Consider the following 15,355-nt stretch of genomic DNA (forward strand, 5'->3'; position numbering starts at 1 on the left):
CGGCAATAGCGGGTGCGCGACACACCGCTCTGACGCCAGGCTTCAATATGTACGCTCCAATAGCTCTGGTGTGCGGTGTTCTCAAAACGTTTCAAATCCATGTTCAGCTCCTCACCAGGAAGGGAAGGCCAAATGGAGAACTATTGCGACCCGGAATCGATGTGCAGTCATCGGACGGTTACGGCGGACCCGGTAGGGCAAGTTAAAAGCGCTGGCGCCACCCCCAGGGTAGCGCCTTGCCTGCACAACGATTTTCCGGCGCCTATTGCACCGGGTCGAGACACCGGGTTCGCTGCGATCTGGCGTATCTGCTGCAGGACTGGCTGGCGCCATATCCTGATTGGGGAATCTTCCCATGACGGATGACTTTAAGCCGCGCCTTGGCCGGTTAGGGGATCGGGGACGGAGTGGCGAGCAGCGCTTTTCAAAGCAGGTGAGACGGGCCGCCGCGCGGCTTGGCCGGAAAGCTGGCAAGGCGCGGTTCAGCGGGGCGGGACTGGGACGCGGCGGGGCAAGTGCGCGCGCCCTTGAAATGCGCGGCCGAAAATTGCCTGCGTTCCGAATGCGCCGGGTCATCGTGAAGACGCATGTCTCCAGGGCGCCGCGCGGTGGTGGGGGCGGGGCGCTGAAAGCGCATCTCGGATACATCCAGCGCGACGGCGTCGAGCGGGATGGATCCGGGGGCGAACTCTACACACGGGAAGGCCTCGAACCGAAAGCGGAAGAATTCCTTCAGCGCTGCGACGGCGACCGGCACCAGTTCCGGATCATTGTGTCGGCTGAAGATGGCGCTCGGCTAGGTGATCTGAAAGAGACGACCCGGGCCCTCATGGCGCAGATGGAATCCGATCTCGGCACGCGCCTCGACTGGCTCGCCGTCGATCACCACAATACCGGTCATCCGCACACCCATATCGTGATCCGCGGCAAGGACGAGGACGGCAGGGACCTCGTCATCGCGCCGGACTATATCCGGCAGGGGCTGGCATCGCGGGCGCAGGACATAGTCACGGAACGTCTCGGTCCGAGGCGCGATCTGGAAATAGCGCAGGCGCGGCAGCGTGAGGTGACACAAGACCGGTTTACAGGCCTGGATCGGGGTATGCTCGCTGAGGCCTCAGAGATGGACATCCGGGTTAGGGAAGGCAGGGGCGCGCGGGGGCGGTTTGATGAGGCGCTTCGGCGGGCGAGGTTACGCCATCTCGAAGGGCTTGGTCTCGCGGCACCAGCGGGCAAGGATCAGTGGAACCTGAAACCGGGCTGGGACGCCTCGCTCAAGGCGCTGGGGCAGCGTGGTGATATCCTGAAAGCACTGGCGGCGAAAAAGAAGGATCACGCCCTCGATCAGAATCTGCGCCGCTTCGAGCCGGGCGAACAGGAGCAAGAAGTCCTTCTCGGGTCGGTCCTGACATCGGTTCCTGACGACGAATTGCGAGACCAGAGAAGTCTCGTTGTCGAGGATTTTCATGGAACACGGTGGATCGTGGATATCGGGCTCCGGGAGCCCGGGACGATCCCACCCGATGGCGCCGTCGTCGAGGTCCGTACACGGCCCTCGAAACTCAGGGAGATGGATGCGTCCATTCTGGAGATCGCGGAACGGTCGGGCGGGGTGTATTCGGACGCGCTGCATCGCGATGTCGATCCTGCGTCAACGTCGGTCTGGCGGCAGGGACATGTCCGACGCCTGGAAGCTTTGCGGCGCGCCGGGATTGTGGAACGTGGCGGCGATGGCGTGTGGCAGGTGCCGCGGGATTTTGCCCGGCGCGCCGCCGACTTTGATGCGGCGCGGACGGGGCGGCTTGAGGTACAGGTCCGGTCCTGGCTTCCGCTCACAGAGCAGGTCCGGCACGCGGGTCTGACATGGCTCGACATGGAAGACGCCGGGGTGCCCGGCGACCGGCTGGCGAAGGTCCGGCAGGCGCGTCTCGCCTTTCTTCAGGAGAAAGGCTGGCTTGAAAGGGGGGAAAGAGAGGCGGGCGAGGCTTTACGAGGCAGGTTGCGCGTCATTGAGCTGCGAAGGACTTCAGGCATGCTTGCGTCATCAACCGGGCGCGCCGCTGTGGAGCTGGTACCGGGAGACAGATTTGACGGCCGGTTCGAGAAGGCGATTGATCTGGGGCAGGGAAGGATTGCGGTCGTCGGGAATGCAAAGGAATTTGCGCTGGTTCCATGGCGGCCGGAGATGGAGCGTCACCGGGGGCGGGATATGGAGTTCAGACGGACAGCTGCCGGCGTCAGTTGGACGATCGGGATTGAGCGGGGATTGGAGCGTTGATCCGCAAGCGCTTCCTCGATCCTCATTGGGACTATCGGTTCAACGTTTGATCCATGTCGAAGCAGGGCGCTGAGCTCCCAAAGCGTTACGGCAGTAACGTGCGTAAATGCAGCCAAGGGAACTGACAACCTCATCGACCGGGATTGGCCCGTTGCAGCCACACGCAAGAACTGACAGAGTTCACGAACATCGCGCGCTTGCGCGGCCTTGATTTCGTCGCTTGAGCGTCGAAGGTGATTAAAATGCGGAGGCGTCCAGGTGACCCACTTTGTAAGTAGGTGACAACTATCTAGGCTGGAGCGGCGATACAAGAATCAATATCAAGCTTACCAACTAGCAGGCTGGTCAATGTCCTACCTAGACCAATGGCGCGCGATCTCCGCTCGAATTGACGGAACGGGGCGTGCAGCAGATTTTTATTCAAGGCTGCCTGGTCAGGAGAGCTACAAATCCTATCGGGAAATTGGAATTGCCTGCAAGAACACGCTGGCGCTGATCAAGCAGTTGGTTTGTGACTATGACTCTACATTACCTGCGGCCGCCAAATCTCGCATAACCGAATTCATGACGGAGAAGCACGTCGGCGTGTTCGATGGTGCGGAGGATTGGACCAAAGGCAGGTCAGCCGTTGTTATGCTGCTCAGTCTTAAAGTCGAACTCGACTATCTACTATCCGATCAGCAAGAGCATATACGTTCGCGCGCTGAACGAGCCTTTTTGCATCTGCAACGCGTGCTCGCCGTAGATGCAACGGTGCGGGAGCAATGGAAAGCAGCGCTAAATGGGCAGGGCGAAACTGCTTGCGAGCAGCTTGGTGCTGTTCACTTGCTTCAACACGGCATCTTCGCATTTAAGGTCAATTCAACAGGTGCTCGCACTGACCTAGTTTTTGCAGATATGCGCGATGACTTTGGATCACGTGGTCTCGATGGCCTTGTGCTCACAGAGTGGAAAGTTGGTAACGACGCCAGCGCGGACTCCAAGTTCGCGGAAGCTCGAGAGCAGATGAAGCTGTACAGGCGGAGTGCGTTGGCTGGTCCGGAATTGACTGCCGTTCGCTATGCCATTGTTGTGTCGCCCACGGACTTAGCGATTGCGCCACGTGACCACGAGGAGCACGGCTTGCTGTATCGCCAAATAAACATTTCGATTGACCCCAAAACACCTTCCGCGCAGGCACGGAGGTTGAAGAAATCGGGCTGACGCTATGCTTGCCGTGCTAGGCAGCCCGCGGGATAGACGTAAATTCATGTTCCTTTGGCGATGCTGAGACCCCCGACCTTCATCCAGTTAGATCCAGACCCGGCGTGTTGGTTGTGAGAGAGGGCTTCGGCGTCGGGAAATGACGAGTATCTGCCTACCGAGGCGCGGCACACCAAAAGTCCGCTTTCGGGATTTTGAAGCCGTTACTGTCATAGTGGTGATCCGGGGGTGAGCCGTTTGTCGATTGTCGCGCAGGGGACATCGATTATGCTGGAATCAAATATTTGGTGCGGGGGTAGCGATGAAGAAGCCTGCGAGGAAACGCTCTGGACGGAAAGCGGTGGGAGCTGATCTCATCGTGGGAGCGAACGTCCGACGGCTGCGCACGGATGCCGGACTGACACTCTCCGCTCTGGCAGACGCGATAGGGATCAGTCACCAGCAACTTCATAAGTATGAAAGCGGAACCAACCGTATGTCTGCGGGCATGCTGTTCGAGTTTGCCCGGTTTTTCACGCTACCGGTCGATGCTTTGTTTGAGGGCTACGCTGATACAGAGGTTGAGGACACCGGGATCCAGAGGGCACGGCGCAGGTGTCACGTCCTGATTGACCGGACGAATTCCCTGGCGACGCTTGAGACGATGGCCAAAATTCTCCGCGCGTTGTCGAGCAAGTAGCCGGCGGGGCATTGCCCCGCCGTTGGTCAGGTCTGCGTGCGTCTGCATATTTCTGGATAGCGTCCAACTAGGCAGCCCCGATGCGGTTAGTGGATGATGCGGCTTCGTTTTTAGAAGCTGGAGTCTACGCTTATGAATCCCGGAAAAATCTTGATTGGACAGGTCGGCATTGTGCTGATCGTCATTGTAATGACGAACTGGTATGCCACACAGTGGGTGGCGGAGGCTTTGGCTTACCAGGGGGCGCTTGGCGCGCCCTGGTTCAGTATTGGTGAGCAGCCGGTGTATTTACCCTGGCGGCTCTTCCAGTGGTGGTACGCTTATGAAGCCTATGCGCCGGAGGTCTTTGCGAAGGCAGGATTGATCGCGGCAAGCGGCGGCTTGTTTGGCATTCTCGTTGCCGTGATCGGTTCAGTAATCCGCAGCCAGGATGCAAAGTTCGTAACGACCTACGGGTCTGCACGCTGGGCGACCCCGAAGGATGTGCGGCGGCACAAATTATCCGGGAGGGAAGGGGTCTTCCTCGGACGCTATCGCGGCCGGTACCTGCGTCATGCCGGGCCGGAACATATCATGGCGTTTGCCCCGACGCGGTCAGGAAAGGGCGTCGGGCTGGTGGTGCCGACCCTGCTGTCCTGGACCGGGAGCGCCGTGATCCATGATATCAAGGGAGAGAACTGGACGCTCACGTCGGGTTGGCGGTCCACCTTTTCAGGGTGCATCCGCTTTGATCCGACAAATCCCAAGAGCCCGCGGTTTAATCCGCTCCTGGAGGTGCGGCGCGGAGAAGGGGAAGTCCGGGACGCGCAGAACATTGCCGACATCCTCGTCGACCCGGAAGGCTCCTTGGAGCGCCGAAACCATTGGGAAAAGACAGGTCATGCCCTGCTGACAGGCGTGATCCTGCACGTGCTGTATGCGGAAGAGGACAAGACGCTGGCGGGCTGCGCCCGGTTCCTGTCCGATCCGGGGCGGACGTTCACCGAGACGCTGCGGCTGATGATGTCGACACATCATCAAGGGACGCATCCGCATCCGATCGTCGCTCAGGCGGCCCGGGAGCTGCAAAACAAGTCGGAGAATGAACGCTCCGGCGTGCTCTCAACAGCGCTGAGCTTTCTCAGCCTCTACCGGGATCCGGTTGTGGCCGAGGTGACCTCCATGAGTGACTGGAGGATCGAGGACCTTGTGGGCGGGGAAAGGCCTTTGTCGCTCTACCTTGCCTGTCCGCCCTCGGATGTCTCGCGCACCAAGCCCCTCATGCGCCTTGTCCTCAACCAGGTTGCGCGCCGGCTGACCGAAGAGGAGCCGGATCCCTCCCGGCGGAAGCTGCTCCTGATGCTGGACGAATTCCCAGCCCTGGGGCGGATCGATTTCTTCGAGACGGCGCTTGCCTTCATGGCAGGGTATGGGGTCCGGGCTTTCCTGGTCGCCCAGTCGCTGAACCAGATCGAGAAGGCATATGGTCCAAACAATGCCATTCTGGACAATTGCCATGTCCGGGTGGCCTTTGCGACCAATGATGAGCGCACGGCCAAGCGGATTTCCGAAGCGCTTGGCACCAAGACCGAGCTGCGATCCCAGAAGAACTATACCGGCCACCGGCTCGCGCCCTGGCTCTCCCACATGATGGTCTCGCGGCAGGAGACCCAGCGCGCCCTGATGACGCCGGGAGAAATCATGCAGCTGCCAGCCACCGACGAGATCGTCATGGTTTCAGGTGTCCCGCCGGTGCGCGCGAAGAAATTGCGCTACTTCAAGGATGGCAATTTCACCCGGCGGGTCCTGCCACCCGCTTCGGCGGACCGCATGGAAGAGGGGCAACAGGATAGCTGGATCACAATGGCGTCTGTCAGGCCGCCATCTTGGCGCCTTGGCGATGGCGCAGGGGGTGAAACCAGCGGCGGTCTCAGGCTGGAGCCGGAACTGGATCCGCTGAAACGCGATCCCAATATTGATGTTGCCGAGCTCGCGACAGAACTCGATGACGAGGACCAAGTCGAGGAGGCCCCCAATACGAAGGCGGTCCGCCGGGCGGCCGGACTGGATAAGGAGGGCAGCGATTTCCTGCCGGATTTCTGAGATGGGGAAGCCGCGACTGAACCTGCGCCTTCGGGCAGACCTGCATCGTAAGCTCGAAGAAGCAACACGCCGACCCGGCGTGACCAAGAACGCCATCATCGAGCAGGCGCTGCAGGAGTATTTTGAGCCGGCGATGCGGCATGGGCTGGAAGAGAGACTGCTGGAAAGGCTTGAGGCGTTTGAGGTTCGGCAGGGAGAGATCGAACGGGATGTCGCGCTCTTGCTGGAGACGCTTGGCCAGTTCGTTCTTTACTGGCTCACCCGCACCGATCCGATCCCGGAAGGAGAGCGCGACATCGCGCAGGCCTTGGGGCAGAGGCGGTTTGATTATTTTATTCAGCAGGTGGCGCGGCGGTCCGTATCTGGGAATAGGCTTTCCGACCGGATCCTTGATCCGGAGGCTGAACATCAGTCGACACTTTGATTAATGTACTCGCTTACAGGCTGCGGCGGACGCGACGATCAGTTCGCTTCTGCCTGCAGCCGCTCGAGGCGTTCGTTGCAGAGCTCGCTCGCAACAGCGATCAACTGCTCGATCCGGTCGGCCTGCCAGGTGAGGATTTCCTGTGTCGTTTCATATGAGGGTGAGTAGCGCGCTTCGACATAGGCGCGGCGCAGGAGCTCGAAATAGCGTTTGTAGGGCTTCTGCGGCGGCTCCCATACCTCGTCAAGTCGACCATCAATCGTGCGCGCGATGTTTCGCAACTTTCCCAGATGGTGGGTGCCCGGGGCGTAGAGGGTCGTGGTCAGCAGGAACATCCGGTACGCGCTCTCGGCGGCTTGATGGAGCTGAAAAGCGGCAAAGTTTCTTGTTTCTACGTCCTTGCCATCAAGATGTTGTTTGCCGGTCGCTAGGAACAACTGGGCGGACTTGTTCCAGCTTTGGAAATACTTGGTAGCCGCCGAATAGGCTATCTGCGCATCAGGTTGCGCAGGTTTGGCGAGGAGGTTCTTGGGGTTTCCGTTCTTGTCGGGCTCGGTGTCTTCGAAGAGCAGAATGCCCTGCTGGATGATCTCTGAGAAGAAATACTGTCCATCCTTGAGCTGACGGTTCACGTCCTGCAGGGTGTGGACGATAATGGAGACGTCGCGTTTGACGAGCGGGTCGCTATAGAGGCGGTCTTCGACCTCGCCCCAGAAGGCGCTCATCTCGGTGAGGGCTTCATGGCTGACGATGGCAAGGAGGTCGACATCTGAGGCACGTCCCGACCGGCTGTCCTCAAACCAGGTGCCTTTGGCGAAACTCCCGAAGAGGACGAGCTTCAGGAGGCGGTAGCGTTTCGCGCGGGCCTTGCCGTCCGCCTTGATGCGGGTTTCCAGCTCCTCGAGGATGACCTCCTGTATCCGGGCAAACTCGGCCTGCCGGGCAGGGGGGAGATGATCGAGGCTGGATTTCAATGTTACACACCATTTTGGGTTATTGCTGGGCGCTCTTTCTCGGAAATTGAGGAGTGTCTGTCTATTGAAGACTGAGCTGCCGACAAATTGATTCTTGGTATTCAGGCTGTGGGCCATGGAGCATCGGAGTTGATGGCGGCCCTGAGCTTATTCCTCGATGTGTGAGCAACACTCGCTCGAGAAGTCGAGTGACGGCCGGACCAAAGTCGGGGTCAGCCCCGAACAAGGTCTGCCAATAAACGGCCCGGATTAGGGGGCGAGTCAGCCACGGAGGGCTCGGCGTTTTCGTTTTTACTTGGCCGTAAGTTTCATCACTTCAGTCGCCCACCATTCCGCCATGCGGATGCGTTCGTCCCTATAGGTTGCCCGGTAATAGGCCTTGCAGACATGATCGTCGCCCACATGCGCGAGCTCGGCTTCGATGGCGTCAGGGTGTCATTTGCCACTTTCATTGGGCAGACTTGAGGCGCTCGCTCTCAACCGGTCACAGCTTTGCGAGTGCCTCAATGATTCGGCAGTCGCGCGCGGTTCCGCCTTCACAGCTGACCACAATTTGTTGAAGTTCGCGCTCGAGCGAACGCAGCGCAGCAATCCGCGACTTCACGATTTGAAGATTGTCCTGTGCGATTGTTCGCGCATCCTCGCACGTGCTCGCGGGCCTGCTGGACAGATCAAGAAGTGCGCGGATCTGGTCAAGACCGAAACCAAGCTGCCTGGCGTTCTGAATAAAAGCGAGCCGCGAGATCTCGGTCTCGCCGTAGACGCGTCGCCCGTTTGGAGCTCGCCGCGGCGCTGGCAGCAGACCGATCTCCTCATAAAAACGTATGGTTGGAATCTTGAGTTTCGTACGGCGCGCCACCTCGCCGATAGGGAGATGCAACATTAAGCTTGATCCTCTAGTTACTTGAGGATGTACCAGTAAAACTGAACTGGAGGAATACACCATGAGCGGATGCGAAGATGGATGCGGAGCGAAGGCAGTCGAAGCGGCGACCACGCCCGCTTATGTGCGCACGTTATGGCTCGTCGTCTTCCTGAATGCAGGCATGTTCCTGATCGGTTTGATTATCACTGTTACCGGCGGGTCGGTGTCCGTCCGGGCGGATTTGCTGGATTTTCTAGGCGATGCGCTCGCAACCGGCATTGGCCTGCTGCTGGTGGGCCGTTCGCGCCGCGTGCGCTCGTTGGCCAGCCTTTGGCAAGGGTTCGCTCTCGGTGCGTTGGGACTGTTCGTGCTGGGCACTGCGTTGTCCCGAATGGCGGGCGGCGTTGCGCCTGAACCATTCGGAATGAGCGTCTACGGGGTGCTCGGGCTTTGCGTAAACATCGGTGCCGCCTTGTTGCTGCTGAAGCACCGCAATGGCGACGCAAGCGTGCGCGCCGTCTGGCTGTATAGCCGCAATGACGCGATCGGTAACTTGATTGTCTTGGCTGCTGCGGCACTCGTGGTTGTTTCGGGGTCGTATTGGCCCGACCTTATTGCGGGCGCAGCCATTGCATTCCTTTTCCTGCACTCGTCGGTGCAAATCATCCGGGATTCACGCCGTGAACTCCGTGAGGTGGCGGAATGAACAGGCTATTGGGCGCAACTGCATTCCTCGCCGTTCCGGCACTCGACCTCGGGACGAAGGCTTGGGCGCGATCGCGCTTGCACGAAGCACAACCGTTGGAGTTGCTGCCATTTTTCGACCTGACACTAAGCTTTAATCGCGGCGTATCTTTCGGGCTCTTCGGAACTGCATCGAGCGCTTGGCCTGTCATTGTCATCACAGCGGCAATCACGGTGGCTTTGGCATTTTGGTTCTGTCGCACGACGCGATCAGGTGAGCAGCTTGCGTTGGCGCTAATCGTCGGCGGCGCGTTAGGCAACCTAATCGACCGGGTGCACCGCGGCGCTGTGACGGACTTTCTGGACTTCCATGCTGCCGGTTGGCATTGGCCAGCTTTTAACCTGGCCGACGCAGCAATCGTGTGTGGTGCGGTCTTGCTTCTTTGGCATTCACTTAGCCCGCGCAATCAGACTTCCACTTAACAACCTCAGTGCTACGTGCCCCGCCTGCTACGGGACAGATTTCAGGCTTCAACGAAGGAATAATCTCTCGCTCGGGTCCCCGCATCCTGAACGACCGCTGGAAGCATCCGATGAGGAGCGCCAAGTATATCTTGTGCGAGTGCCCTCAGTAGACGGCGTCAGCACCCTGGAAAGCTCGATAATGGACGAGGTTTAAGCGACCCATCCTGTATATTGCGGACTCACGAATATGGAGCGGGTAGAAGGTCTGCAACGACCCCGTTTTTGACGCGAGCATTCGCATTAAATTTTTGGCGACCGACTTGTTATGTGTGCGCGTGCGCCAGCCAGTTCGCTAAACGGTCTTGATGGGGTGTTTGCGTTGTCATGGAGTTGCAAATTTCATCACTTCTGCCGCCCACCATTCCGCCATGCGGACGCGTTCGTCCCAATAGGTTGCTCGGTGATAGGCCTTGCGCACATGATTGTCGCCGACATGGGCGAGCTCGGCTTCGATAGCGTCTGGGTGCCATTTCCCACTCTCATTGAGCAGGCTTGAAGCGCTCGATCTGAACCCGTGGCACGTATGGACGTCTGCTTGGATATCGAGCCGGCGCAGCGCGTAGTTCATGGTGTTCTCGCTGAGGGGCCGTCCGTCCGACATCTGAGACGGCAGGACGAGCGAACCTTTGCCGGTGAACCGCTTCAGATCCTTGAGGATCTCGATGGCGGGTCCGGGCAGGGGCTTCGTGTGCAGTTTGCGCGTTTTGGTCCGGTCGGCCGGGATGGTCCACATCCGCTCTTCAAAGTCGAACTCGCTCCAGTGGGACAGGCGTAGCTCGCCAGGACGGGGATAGAGCAGCGCCAGCAGCTTCAGGGCAGCCTGGGCTTCGACCGTGCCCTCATACGTCCAGACGGTCCTGATCAGCTTCGCAAACCCCTTGCGGTCGGTCACGGCGGCCCTGTGCTGGACCTTGGGCGCGATAAGCGCCCCCTTCAGCGCCACGGTCGGGTCACCGTCCGCCCGGGTCGTTGCGATGGCGTAGCGAAAGATCTGACCGATCAGGGCACGAAGCCGGCGTGCTGATTCGTAGTTTCCCTCTTTCTCAACTCTTCGAAGGGTCGCGAGGATTTGGGGTGCCTTGATGTCCCGTATGGGCTTCGGGCCGAGGTCTTCGCATGCAAGTCGCGCGAGCCAGCGTTTTTTCTTCAGCGTGGCCGGGGCAAGTCCCTCGATCTCCTCCTTCTGGAGCAGTTCATCAGCGATCCGGGCGAAGGTATCCTCGATCTCAGCGCGCCGCACTTCTTCGCCAGCCTTTTTGATAGCCGAAGGGTCTACGCCTTCGAATAGCATCGTCCGGGCTTCAAGCCGCCGTTCTCTGGCCCGCGCAAGGGAGACCTCCGGGTATGGGCCGAACGACAGTGTCTTCTGCTTGCCCTCAAAGCGGTAGGCCAGCTTCCAGAGCTTCGATCCTCCGGGTGTCACCTCCACATAAAGGCCATAACCATCGCTGTATCGCTTCGGTCGGCTGTCGGGTTTGAGGCCTCGGATCCGTGTGTCTGTCAGGGGCATTTTGTTGGCATCGTCAAAAAGTGTTGGCATTTTTCCGGCCGTTGCGATTCCGGGCCGTCTCGGTGCCAACAAAATGCCAACAAAAAAAATTTCTTCCAACGTTTTTGGGTGGACGTTGGCGGACGGAGACGCTGGTCGCGCCGACCTAAAGCCTTGTTTTTATGGATACTGGTGGAGGCCCGCGGACGTCGCTGGAAGCCTGAATGGTGCCCGGGGGCGGAATCGAACCACCGACACGCGGATTTTCAATCCGCTGCTCTACCCCTGAGCTACCCGGGCGGGCCGAACGGGGAAGCGGCTACTTAACGAAGCGCGCGGGCCTTGTCTACGCACAAATCAGTGGGATTCTGTATCATCTTCAGCGGGGCGTCCGCTGGCGGCTTCCTCGGCATCCTCGGAAGGCCGGCCGGCGATCACATAGCTGCCGGTCAGCCAGTGGCCGAGGTCGGCGTCGGCGCACCGTTTGGAGCAGAAGGGGCGGTATTCGGCCGCCACGGTCTGCTTGCGGCAACGGGCGCAGAGGGGCTTTTTCTGGTCGGGGGTCGCAGGCTTGCTCATGGGGTGGGGAATAGCTCAAACCCGGCCTTGCCGTGAACCCCGATAGACAGCCGCGCCCCATATTTCGCGCTCAGCAGCGCCTGCGCGTCGAGCCGGCTTGCCGCCACCCAGTCATGGGCCATCTGGGGCAGGGCCAGGGTCAGGCGCGCCATCCGCGCCTGCTGCGCAGCCTTCTCCAGCTGGCGCAGGCCCTCCAACGCCACCGTTTCCGGCGTCGGCGCTCCCGCCGCGTCCAGCATCCGCTCGGCCAACGGCGTGATCCACCAATCGGCCGCCACTTCCATCAGGCCAAGCGCGGAAGGCGCCAGCGCCTTCGACTGCCGGCTGGTCAGTTCGTTCCAAGCTTCCGCAAAAGCGGCGCGGATCTTTGCACCCCCATCTCCCGCTATCGGGCTCACACAGTCGAGCACCACGAGCCCGCCCAGACCCCGCAGCAGCATCTGTCGGGCGAGTTCCCCCGCCGCCTCGCGGTTGAGGGAAAGGGCACGCGCCCCAGCGCTGCCTTTCAGGGCCCGGCCCGCCGAATCGATGTCGGCCGCCGTCAGCGCGCGTGTGCGCTCTATATGCATCTCTCCCCCGCCGGGCAGGGTCACTTCAGGGCGAAGGGCATCCTCGAAAGCGGCGCTGACTATCGTGTCGCCGGGGGACACGTCTTCCACCGGCGCGGTGCCGGCGCCCCGCAAGTGTACCCGCCAGGCATCGGCGCCGGAGGTCGCGGGGCCCGCGCCCGGCGCCACCAGCTTCACCCGGGCGAGCTTTCCGGCCCGCGCCTCGGCGACGACCTCGACCGTCACTTCCGCGCCCTCGCTGGGGATCGGAGCGTCCGAAACTGTCCGGATTTGTCCACTTCTTGTCCGAAGGAATGCACTCATTGTCCCGGATAAGGTGATGAATGTCCCGCCTGCGCCGGGCTCTGTCTTGCCAATGCGCCCTTCCAGCCGAGCCCCGAGCACTGCAATGTTCGAGGCGCGCTCAAGGTAAAGCGCAGCGGGCCTGTCCCCCGAATCAAGCGCCAGCCAGCGGGTCTCGCCCACTGTCTGCTCGCGCAGGAGGCGGGCAATCGCCATGCCTCAGAAAATCTGCTTCAGCAGCGCAGCTGTTACAGGATCAGCGGCCTTGTCAGGGGTCTTCAGCACCGCCTTGATGCGCCCAGCCATGGTCTTGCCGCGCTCCACGCCCCACTGATCGAAGGGGTTCAATCCCCACAGCTTGCCGGCGAAATAGGTGCGGTGTTCGTACAGCGCTACCAGCGCCCCGAAGGCCTCCGGGCCGAAACCAGCATGGGAGAGCAGCGTGGAGGGCCGCCCGCCGGCATGCACTTTCTGCGCGGATACGGCCTCGCTTATCCCCGGCTCTTCAGCGCGTACTTCCTCGAAGCTGCGGCCATTGGCGAGCACTTCGGCCTGCGCCAGCGCATGAGCGGCCAGCGCGTCCAATCCTTCAGAATCGCGGTCAAAGTCCGGCGCCAGAATGAATTCGCACGGCACATCCTGCGATCCCTGGTGCAGCCATTGGTGATAGGAGTGCTGGCCTACTGATCCTTCGCCGCCCCAGAGGGCGGGCGCTGTGGGTGGGGAGACCGTATTGCCTTCAGAATCAACGGATTTACCGTTCGACTCCATCTCCAGCTGCTGCAGATAAGTCGGCAACATGCGCAGGCGGTTGGCATAGGCCAGCAGCACCCGCATCGGCTTCTCGCGGATGGAGGTATTCCAGAAATCCAGCAGCGCCAGCCGCATGGCGGCATTCGATTCGAGCGGCGCCGTGCGCACATGCTCATCCATCTCGTTGGCACCATTGAGAATTTTCCGGAAGGTCTCAGGCCCCAGATAGATCATGCAGGCCAGTGACGCGGCCGACCACAGCGAGAATCGCCCGCCCACAGAGATCGGCATATCGAACGTGTAGGCGTCACGCCCACCCAGCCAGGCCTTGGCCTTCTCCGGATTGGCCGTCACCAGAGCGAGGTGGCGGGCGGCATCATCGCCCAGCTTGTCCTCCAGCCAGGCGCGCGCACGGCCCAGATTATAGAGTGTTTCTTCGGTGCCGAAGGATTTGGACACCCCGATCACCAGCGTGGACAGAGGATCAAGTCCTGCCATGGCCCGGTCCAGGTCGTAGGGATCCACATTGGCGGCAAACCGCAGTTCGATCGACGGGTGCGCCAGATCCTCGAATGCGTCCGCAATCAGGCGCGGCCCGAAATCCGATCCGCCGATGCCGATGTGAAGGACGGCCGTAAACGCCTCACCATGCGCGGTGCGGATTTCGCCGGTCTGGATTTTCCCTGCAAATTCAAGCGCCGGCAGAACGCTCTGGCGAATGGTTTCGGCTTCTCCCGTCAGGCGCACCGGGGCCCGCAAAGCCCAGTGCAGGGCAGGGCGGTCTTCCGAGGGGTTCACGATAGCGCCGCCGAAAAGATCTTCGCCCGCCTTTACCAATGCCGCATCCGCGCCGTGTTGGAGCAGGCTGGCCTCTGCGGAGGTATCCAGAAAGTGCCGCGCAAGGCTGATTTTCCAACCTGCCGCTTCGAGCGGCTGATCCCCTGCGCGCGCTGTCGCGAGCAGCTTCAGAGGCTGCAGCCTCAGGCGGGCGGCATGGTCTTGGAGTTCACTGCGCATTCGGTCCTCAATTCCGTAAAGTCAGACCGTGCGCTTATCGGCCGGGGCGTTTGGCTTCGCAAGGCCTGCAAATGTGCAGCTTTGCCCCGTAAAACCCCGCTTGAAACCCGTGTCACACATGGGTATTAGGCGCCGCTTGAAGGCCATGTGGCCGGAGATCAATCTAGGTTGAACCTGTCCGGCGGGCCGGACGACACCAATTATAGGAGAGGCCCGATGGGCAAGGCAAAGTTTGAGCGTACGAAGCCGCACGTGAACATTGGCACGATTGGCCACGTTGACCACGGCAAGACGACGCTGACGGCAGCGATCACGATCACGCTGGCGAAGTCTGGCGGTGCGACGGCGAAGGCATATGCCGACATCGACGCGGCGCCGGAAGAGAAGGCACGCGGCATCACGATCAACACCGCGCACGTGGAATATGAGACGGCCAACCGTCACTATGCGCACGTCGACTGCCCCGGCCACGCTGACTATGTGAAGAACATGATCACCGGCGCGGCCCAGATGGACGGCGCGATCCTGGTGTGCTCGGCTGCTGACGGCCCGATGCCGCAGACCCGCGAGCACATCCTGCTGGCCCGTCAGGTCGGCGTGCCGGCGCTCGTCGTGTTCCTGAACAAGGTCGACATGGTTGACGATGCCGAGCTGCTCGAACTCGTCGAGATGGAAGTGCGCGACCTCTTGTCGTCCTACAACTTCCCGGGCGACGACATTCCGATCATCAAGGGTTCGGCTCTGGCCGCCGTTGAAGACCGCGACGCCGAAATCGGCCAGAACGCGATCCTCGAGCTGATGAATGAAGTCGACGCACCAAAGGGCATTGGGAACGCTGCCAGATGACAGGGCGGTTCCCAATGCCCTTTGACGCGGCCGCTTCGCCTTCTTCACCAGGCCGTGCCGGTCGAGCACGGCATGAACTGTACTGATTGCGGGGATGCGGATATCG

13 protein-coding genes, 1 tRNA gene and 2 pseudogenes are annotated in these 15,355 nt (G+C 60.7%); 8 read left to right on the forward strand and 8 right to left on the reverse strand.

Features of this window, described 5'->3' with window-relative positions:
* Positions 1-355: 355 nt before the first annotated feature.
* The 5 genes from BBF93_RS07985 to BBF93_RS08005 all read left to right on the forward strand — a co-directional run bounded on the left by BBF93_RS07985 (position 356) and on the right by BBF93_RS08005 (position 6,666).
* Positions 356-2,278, forward strand: a complete 1,923-nt coding sequence (locus BBF93_RS07985) for a DUF3363 domain-containing protein (protein ID WP_114105567.1) — start codon at positions 356-358, stop codon at positions 2,276-2,278.
* Between the two features lie 348 nt (positions 2,279-2,626).
* On the forward strand, positions 2,627-3,481 hold the full coding sequence (locus BBF93_RS07990; protein WP_114105568.1) for a hypothetical protein: 855 nt from the start codon (positions 2,627-2,629) through the stop codon (positions 3,479-3,481).
* Between the two features lie 301 nt (positions 3,482-3,782).
* On the forward strand, positions 3,783-4,160 hold the full coding sequence (locus BBF93_RS07995) for a helix-turn-helix domain-containing protein (protein WP_114105569.1): 378 nt from the start codon (positions 3,783-3,785) through the stop codon (positions 4,158-4,160).
* Between the two features lie 132 nt (positions 4,161-4,292).
* The gene (locus BBF93_RS08000) at positions 4,293-6,242 is read left to right on the forward strand and encodes a conjugal transfer protein TraG (RefSeq protein ID WP_114105570.1); all 1,950 of its coding nucleotides are present in this window, start codon (positions 4,293-4,295) and stop codon (positions 6,240-6,242) included.
* 1 nt (position 6,243) lies between these two features.
* Positions 6,244-6,666 (forward strand): ribbon-helix-helix protein, CopG family, encoded by a 423-nt coding sequence (locus tag BBF93_RS08005; RefSeq protein ID WP_199288441.1) that lies wholly within the window; start codon positions 6,244-6,246, stop codon positions 6,664-6,666.
* Positions 6,667-6,704: 38 nt separating this feature from the next.
* On the opposite strand, the gene BBF93_RS08010 is transcribed toward BBF93_RS08005, so the two are convergent.
* Positions 6,705-7,640, reverse strand: a complete 936-nt coding sequence (locus BBF93_RS08010; RefSeq protein WP_162786478.1) for a HEPN domain-containing protein — start codon at positions 7,638-7,640, stop codon at positions 6,705-6,707.
* Positions 7,641-8,124: 484 nt separating this feature from the next.
* On the reverse strand, positions 8,125-8,523 hold the full coding sequence (locus BBF93_RS08020) for a helix-turn-helix domain-containing protein (RefSeq protein ID WP_114105572.1): 399 nt from the start codon (positions 8,521-8,523) through the stop codon (positions 8,125-8,127).
* 61 nt (positions 8,524-8,584) lie between these two features.
* Between BBF93_RS08020 and BBF93_RS08025 the strand changes: the two genes are divergently transcribed.
* Together BBF93_RS08025 and lspA are read left to right on the forward strand one after the other, a co-directional pair.
* Positions 8,585-9,211, forward strand: coding sequence for a cation transporter (locus tag BBF93_RS08025; RefSeq protein ID WP_114105573.1), 627 nt, complete (start codon positions 8,585-8,587; stop codon positions 9,209-9,211).
* Positions 9,208-9,672 (forward strand): signal peptidase II, encoded by a 465-nt coding sequence (gene lspA, locus BBF93_RS08030; protein WP_114105574.1) that lies wholly within the window; start codon positions 9,208-9,210, stop codon positions 9,670-9,672. Before BBF93_RS08025 ends, lspA begins: the two co-directional genes overlap by 4 nt.
* A 364-nt stretch (positions 9,673-10,036) precedes the next feature.
* On the opposite strand, the gene BBF93_RS08035 is transcribed toward lspA, so the two are convergent.
* From BBF93_RS08035 to BBF93_RS08055, 5 genes are all read right to left on the reverse strand, one after another.
* Positions 10,037-11,254, reverse strand: coding sequence for an integrase arm-type DNA-binding domain-containing protein (locus tag BBF93_RS08035; RefSeq protein WP_114105575.1), 1,218 nt, complete (start codon positions 11,252-11,254; stop codon positions 10,037-10,039).
* Positions 11,255-11,428: 174 nt separating this feature from the next.
* Positions 11,429-11,503, reverse strand: a tRNA-Phe gene (locus BBF93_RS08040).
* Positions 11,504-11,560: 57 nt separating this feature from the next.
* Positions 11,561-11,782, reverse strand: coding sequence for a DNA gyrase inhibitor YacG (locus BBF93_RS08045; protein WP_035602757.1), 222 nt, complete (start codon positions 11,780-11,782; stop codon positions 11,561-11,563).
* Complete coding sequence (locus tag BBF93_RS08050) at positions 11,779-12,849, reverse strand: ribonuclease E/G (RefSeq protein WP_114105576.1); 1,071 nt, start codon at positions 12,847-12,849, stop codon at positions 11,779-11,781. The genes BBF93_RS08045 and BBF93_RS08050 overlap by 4 nt, the downstream gene beginning before the upstream one ends.
* Before the next feature lie 3 nt (positions 12,850-12,852).
* A complete protein-coding gene (locus BBF93_RS08055; RefSeq protein WP_114105577.1) occupies positions 12,853-14,403 on the reverse strand; it encodes a glucose-6-phosphate isomerase in 1,551 nt (516 codons plus the stop codon).
* Between the two features lie 216 nt (positions 14,404-14,619).
* Between BBF93_RS08055 and BBF93_RS08060 the strand changes: the two are divergent.
* A pseudogene (locus tag BBF93_RS08060) lies at positions 14,620-15,219 on the forward strand (GTP-binding protein); the annotation flags it as partial.
* On the opposite strand, the pseudogene BBF93_RS20055 reads toward BBF93_RS08060, so the two are convergent.
* Positions 15,208-15,355 (reverse strand): annotated as a pseudogene (locus BBF93_RS20055) (IS481 family transposase); the annotation flags it as partial. The pseudogenes BBF93_RS08060 and BBF93_RS20055 overlap by 12 nt on opposite strands.

It is taken from the genome of Hyphomonas sp. CACIAM 19H1 (assembly GCF_003325995.1).
In the GTDB taxonomy this organism is placed as follows: domain Bacteria; phylum Pseudomonadota; class Alphaproteobacteria; order Caulobacterales; family Hyphomonadaceae; genus Hyphomonas; species Hyphomonas polymorpha.

Bases quoted from the DNA above. Each gene is read 5' to 3' on its own strand.
- BBF93_RS08005 (WP_199288441.1), top strand. From the start codon at position 6,244: ATGGGGAAGCCGCGACTGAACCTGCGCCTTCGGGCAGACCTGCATCGT.
- BBF93_RS07995 (WP_114105569.1), top strand. From the start codon at position 3,783: ATGAAGAAGCCTGCGAGGAAACGCTCTGGACGGAAAGCGGTGGGAGCT.
- BBF93_RS08050 (WP_114105576.1), bottom strand. From the start codon at position 12,849: ATGGCGATTGCCCGCCTCCTGCGCGAGCAGACAGTGGGCGAGACCCGC.
- BBF93_RS08035 (WP_114105575.1), bottom strand. From the start codon at position 11,254: ATGCCAACACTTTTTGACGATGCCAACAAAATGCCCCTGACAGACACA.
- BBF93_RS08025 (WP_114105573.1), top strand. From the start codon at position 8,585: ATGAGCGGATGCGAAGATGGATGCGGAGCGAAGGCAGTCGAAGCGGCG.
- BBF93_RS08000 (WP_114105570.1), top strand. From the start codon at position 4,293: ATGAATCCCGGAAAAATCTTGATTGGACAGGTCGGCATTGTGCTGATC.
- BBF93_RS08045 (WP_035602757.1), bottom strand. From the start codon at position 11,782: ATGAGCAAGCCTGCGACCCCCGACCAGAAAAAGCCCCTCTGCGCCCGT.
- BBF93_RS07985 (WP_114105567.1), top strand. From the start codon at position 356: ATGACGGATGACTTTAAGCCGCGCCTTGGCCGGTTAGGGGATCGGGGA.
- BBF93_RS08055 (WP_114105577.1), bottom strand. From the start codon at position 14,403: ATGCGCAGTGAACTCCAAGACCATGCCGCCCGCCTGAGGCTGCAGCCT.
- BBF93_RS07990 (WP_114105568.1), top strand. From the start codon at position 2,627: ATGTCCTACCTAGACCAATGGCGCGCGATCTCCGCTCGAATTGACGGA.
- lspA (WP_114105574.1), top strand. From the start codon at position 9,208: ATGAACAGGCTATTGGGCGCAACTGCATTCCTCGCCGTTCCGGCACTC.
- BBF93_RS08020 (WP_114105572.1), bottom strand. From the start codon at position 8,523: ATGTTGCATCTCCCTATCGGCGAGGTGGCGCGCCGTACGAAACTCAAG.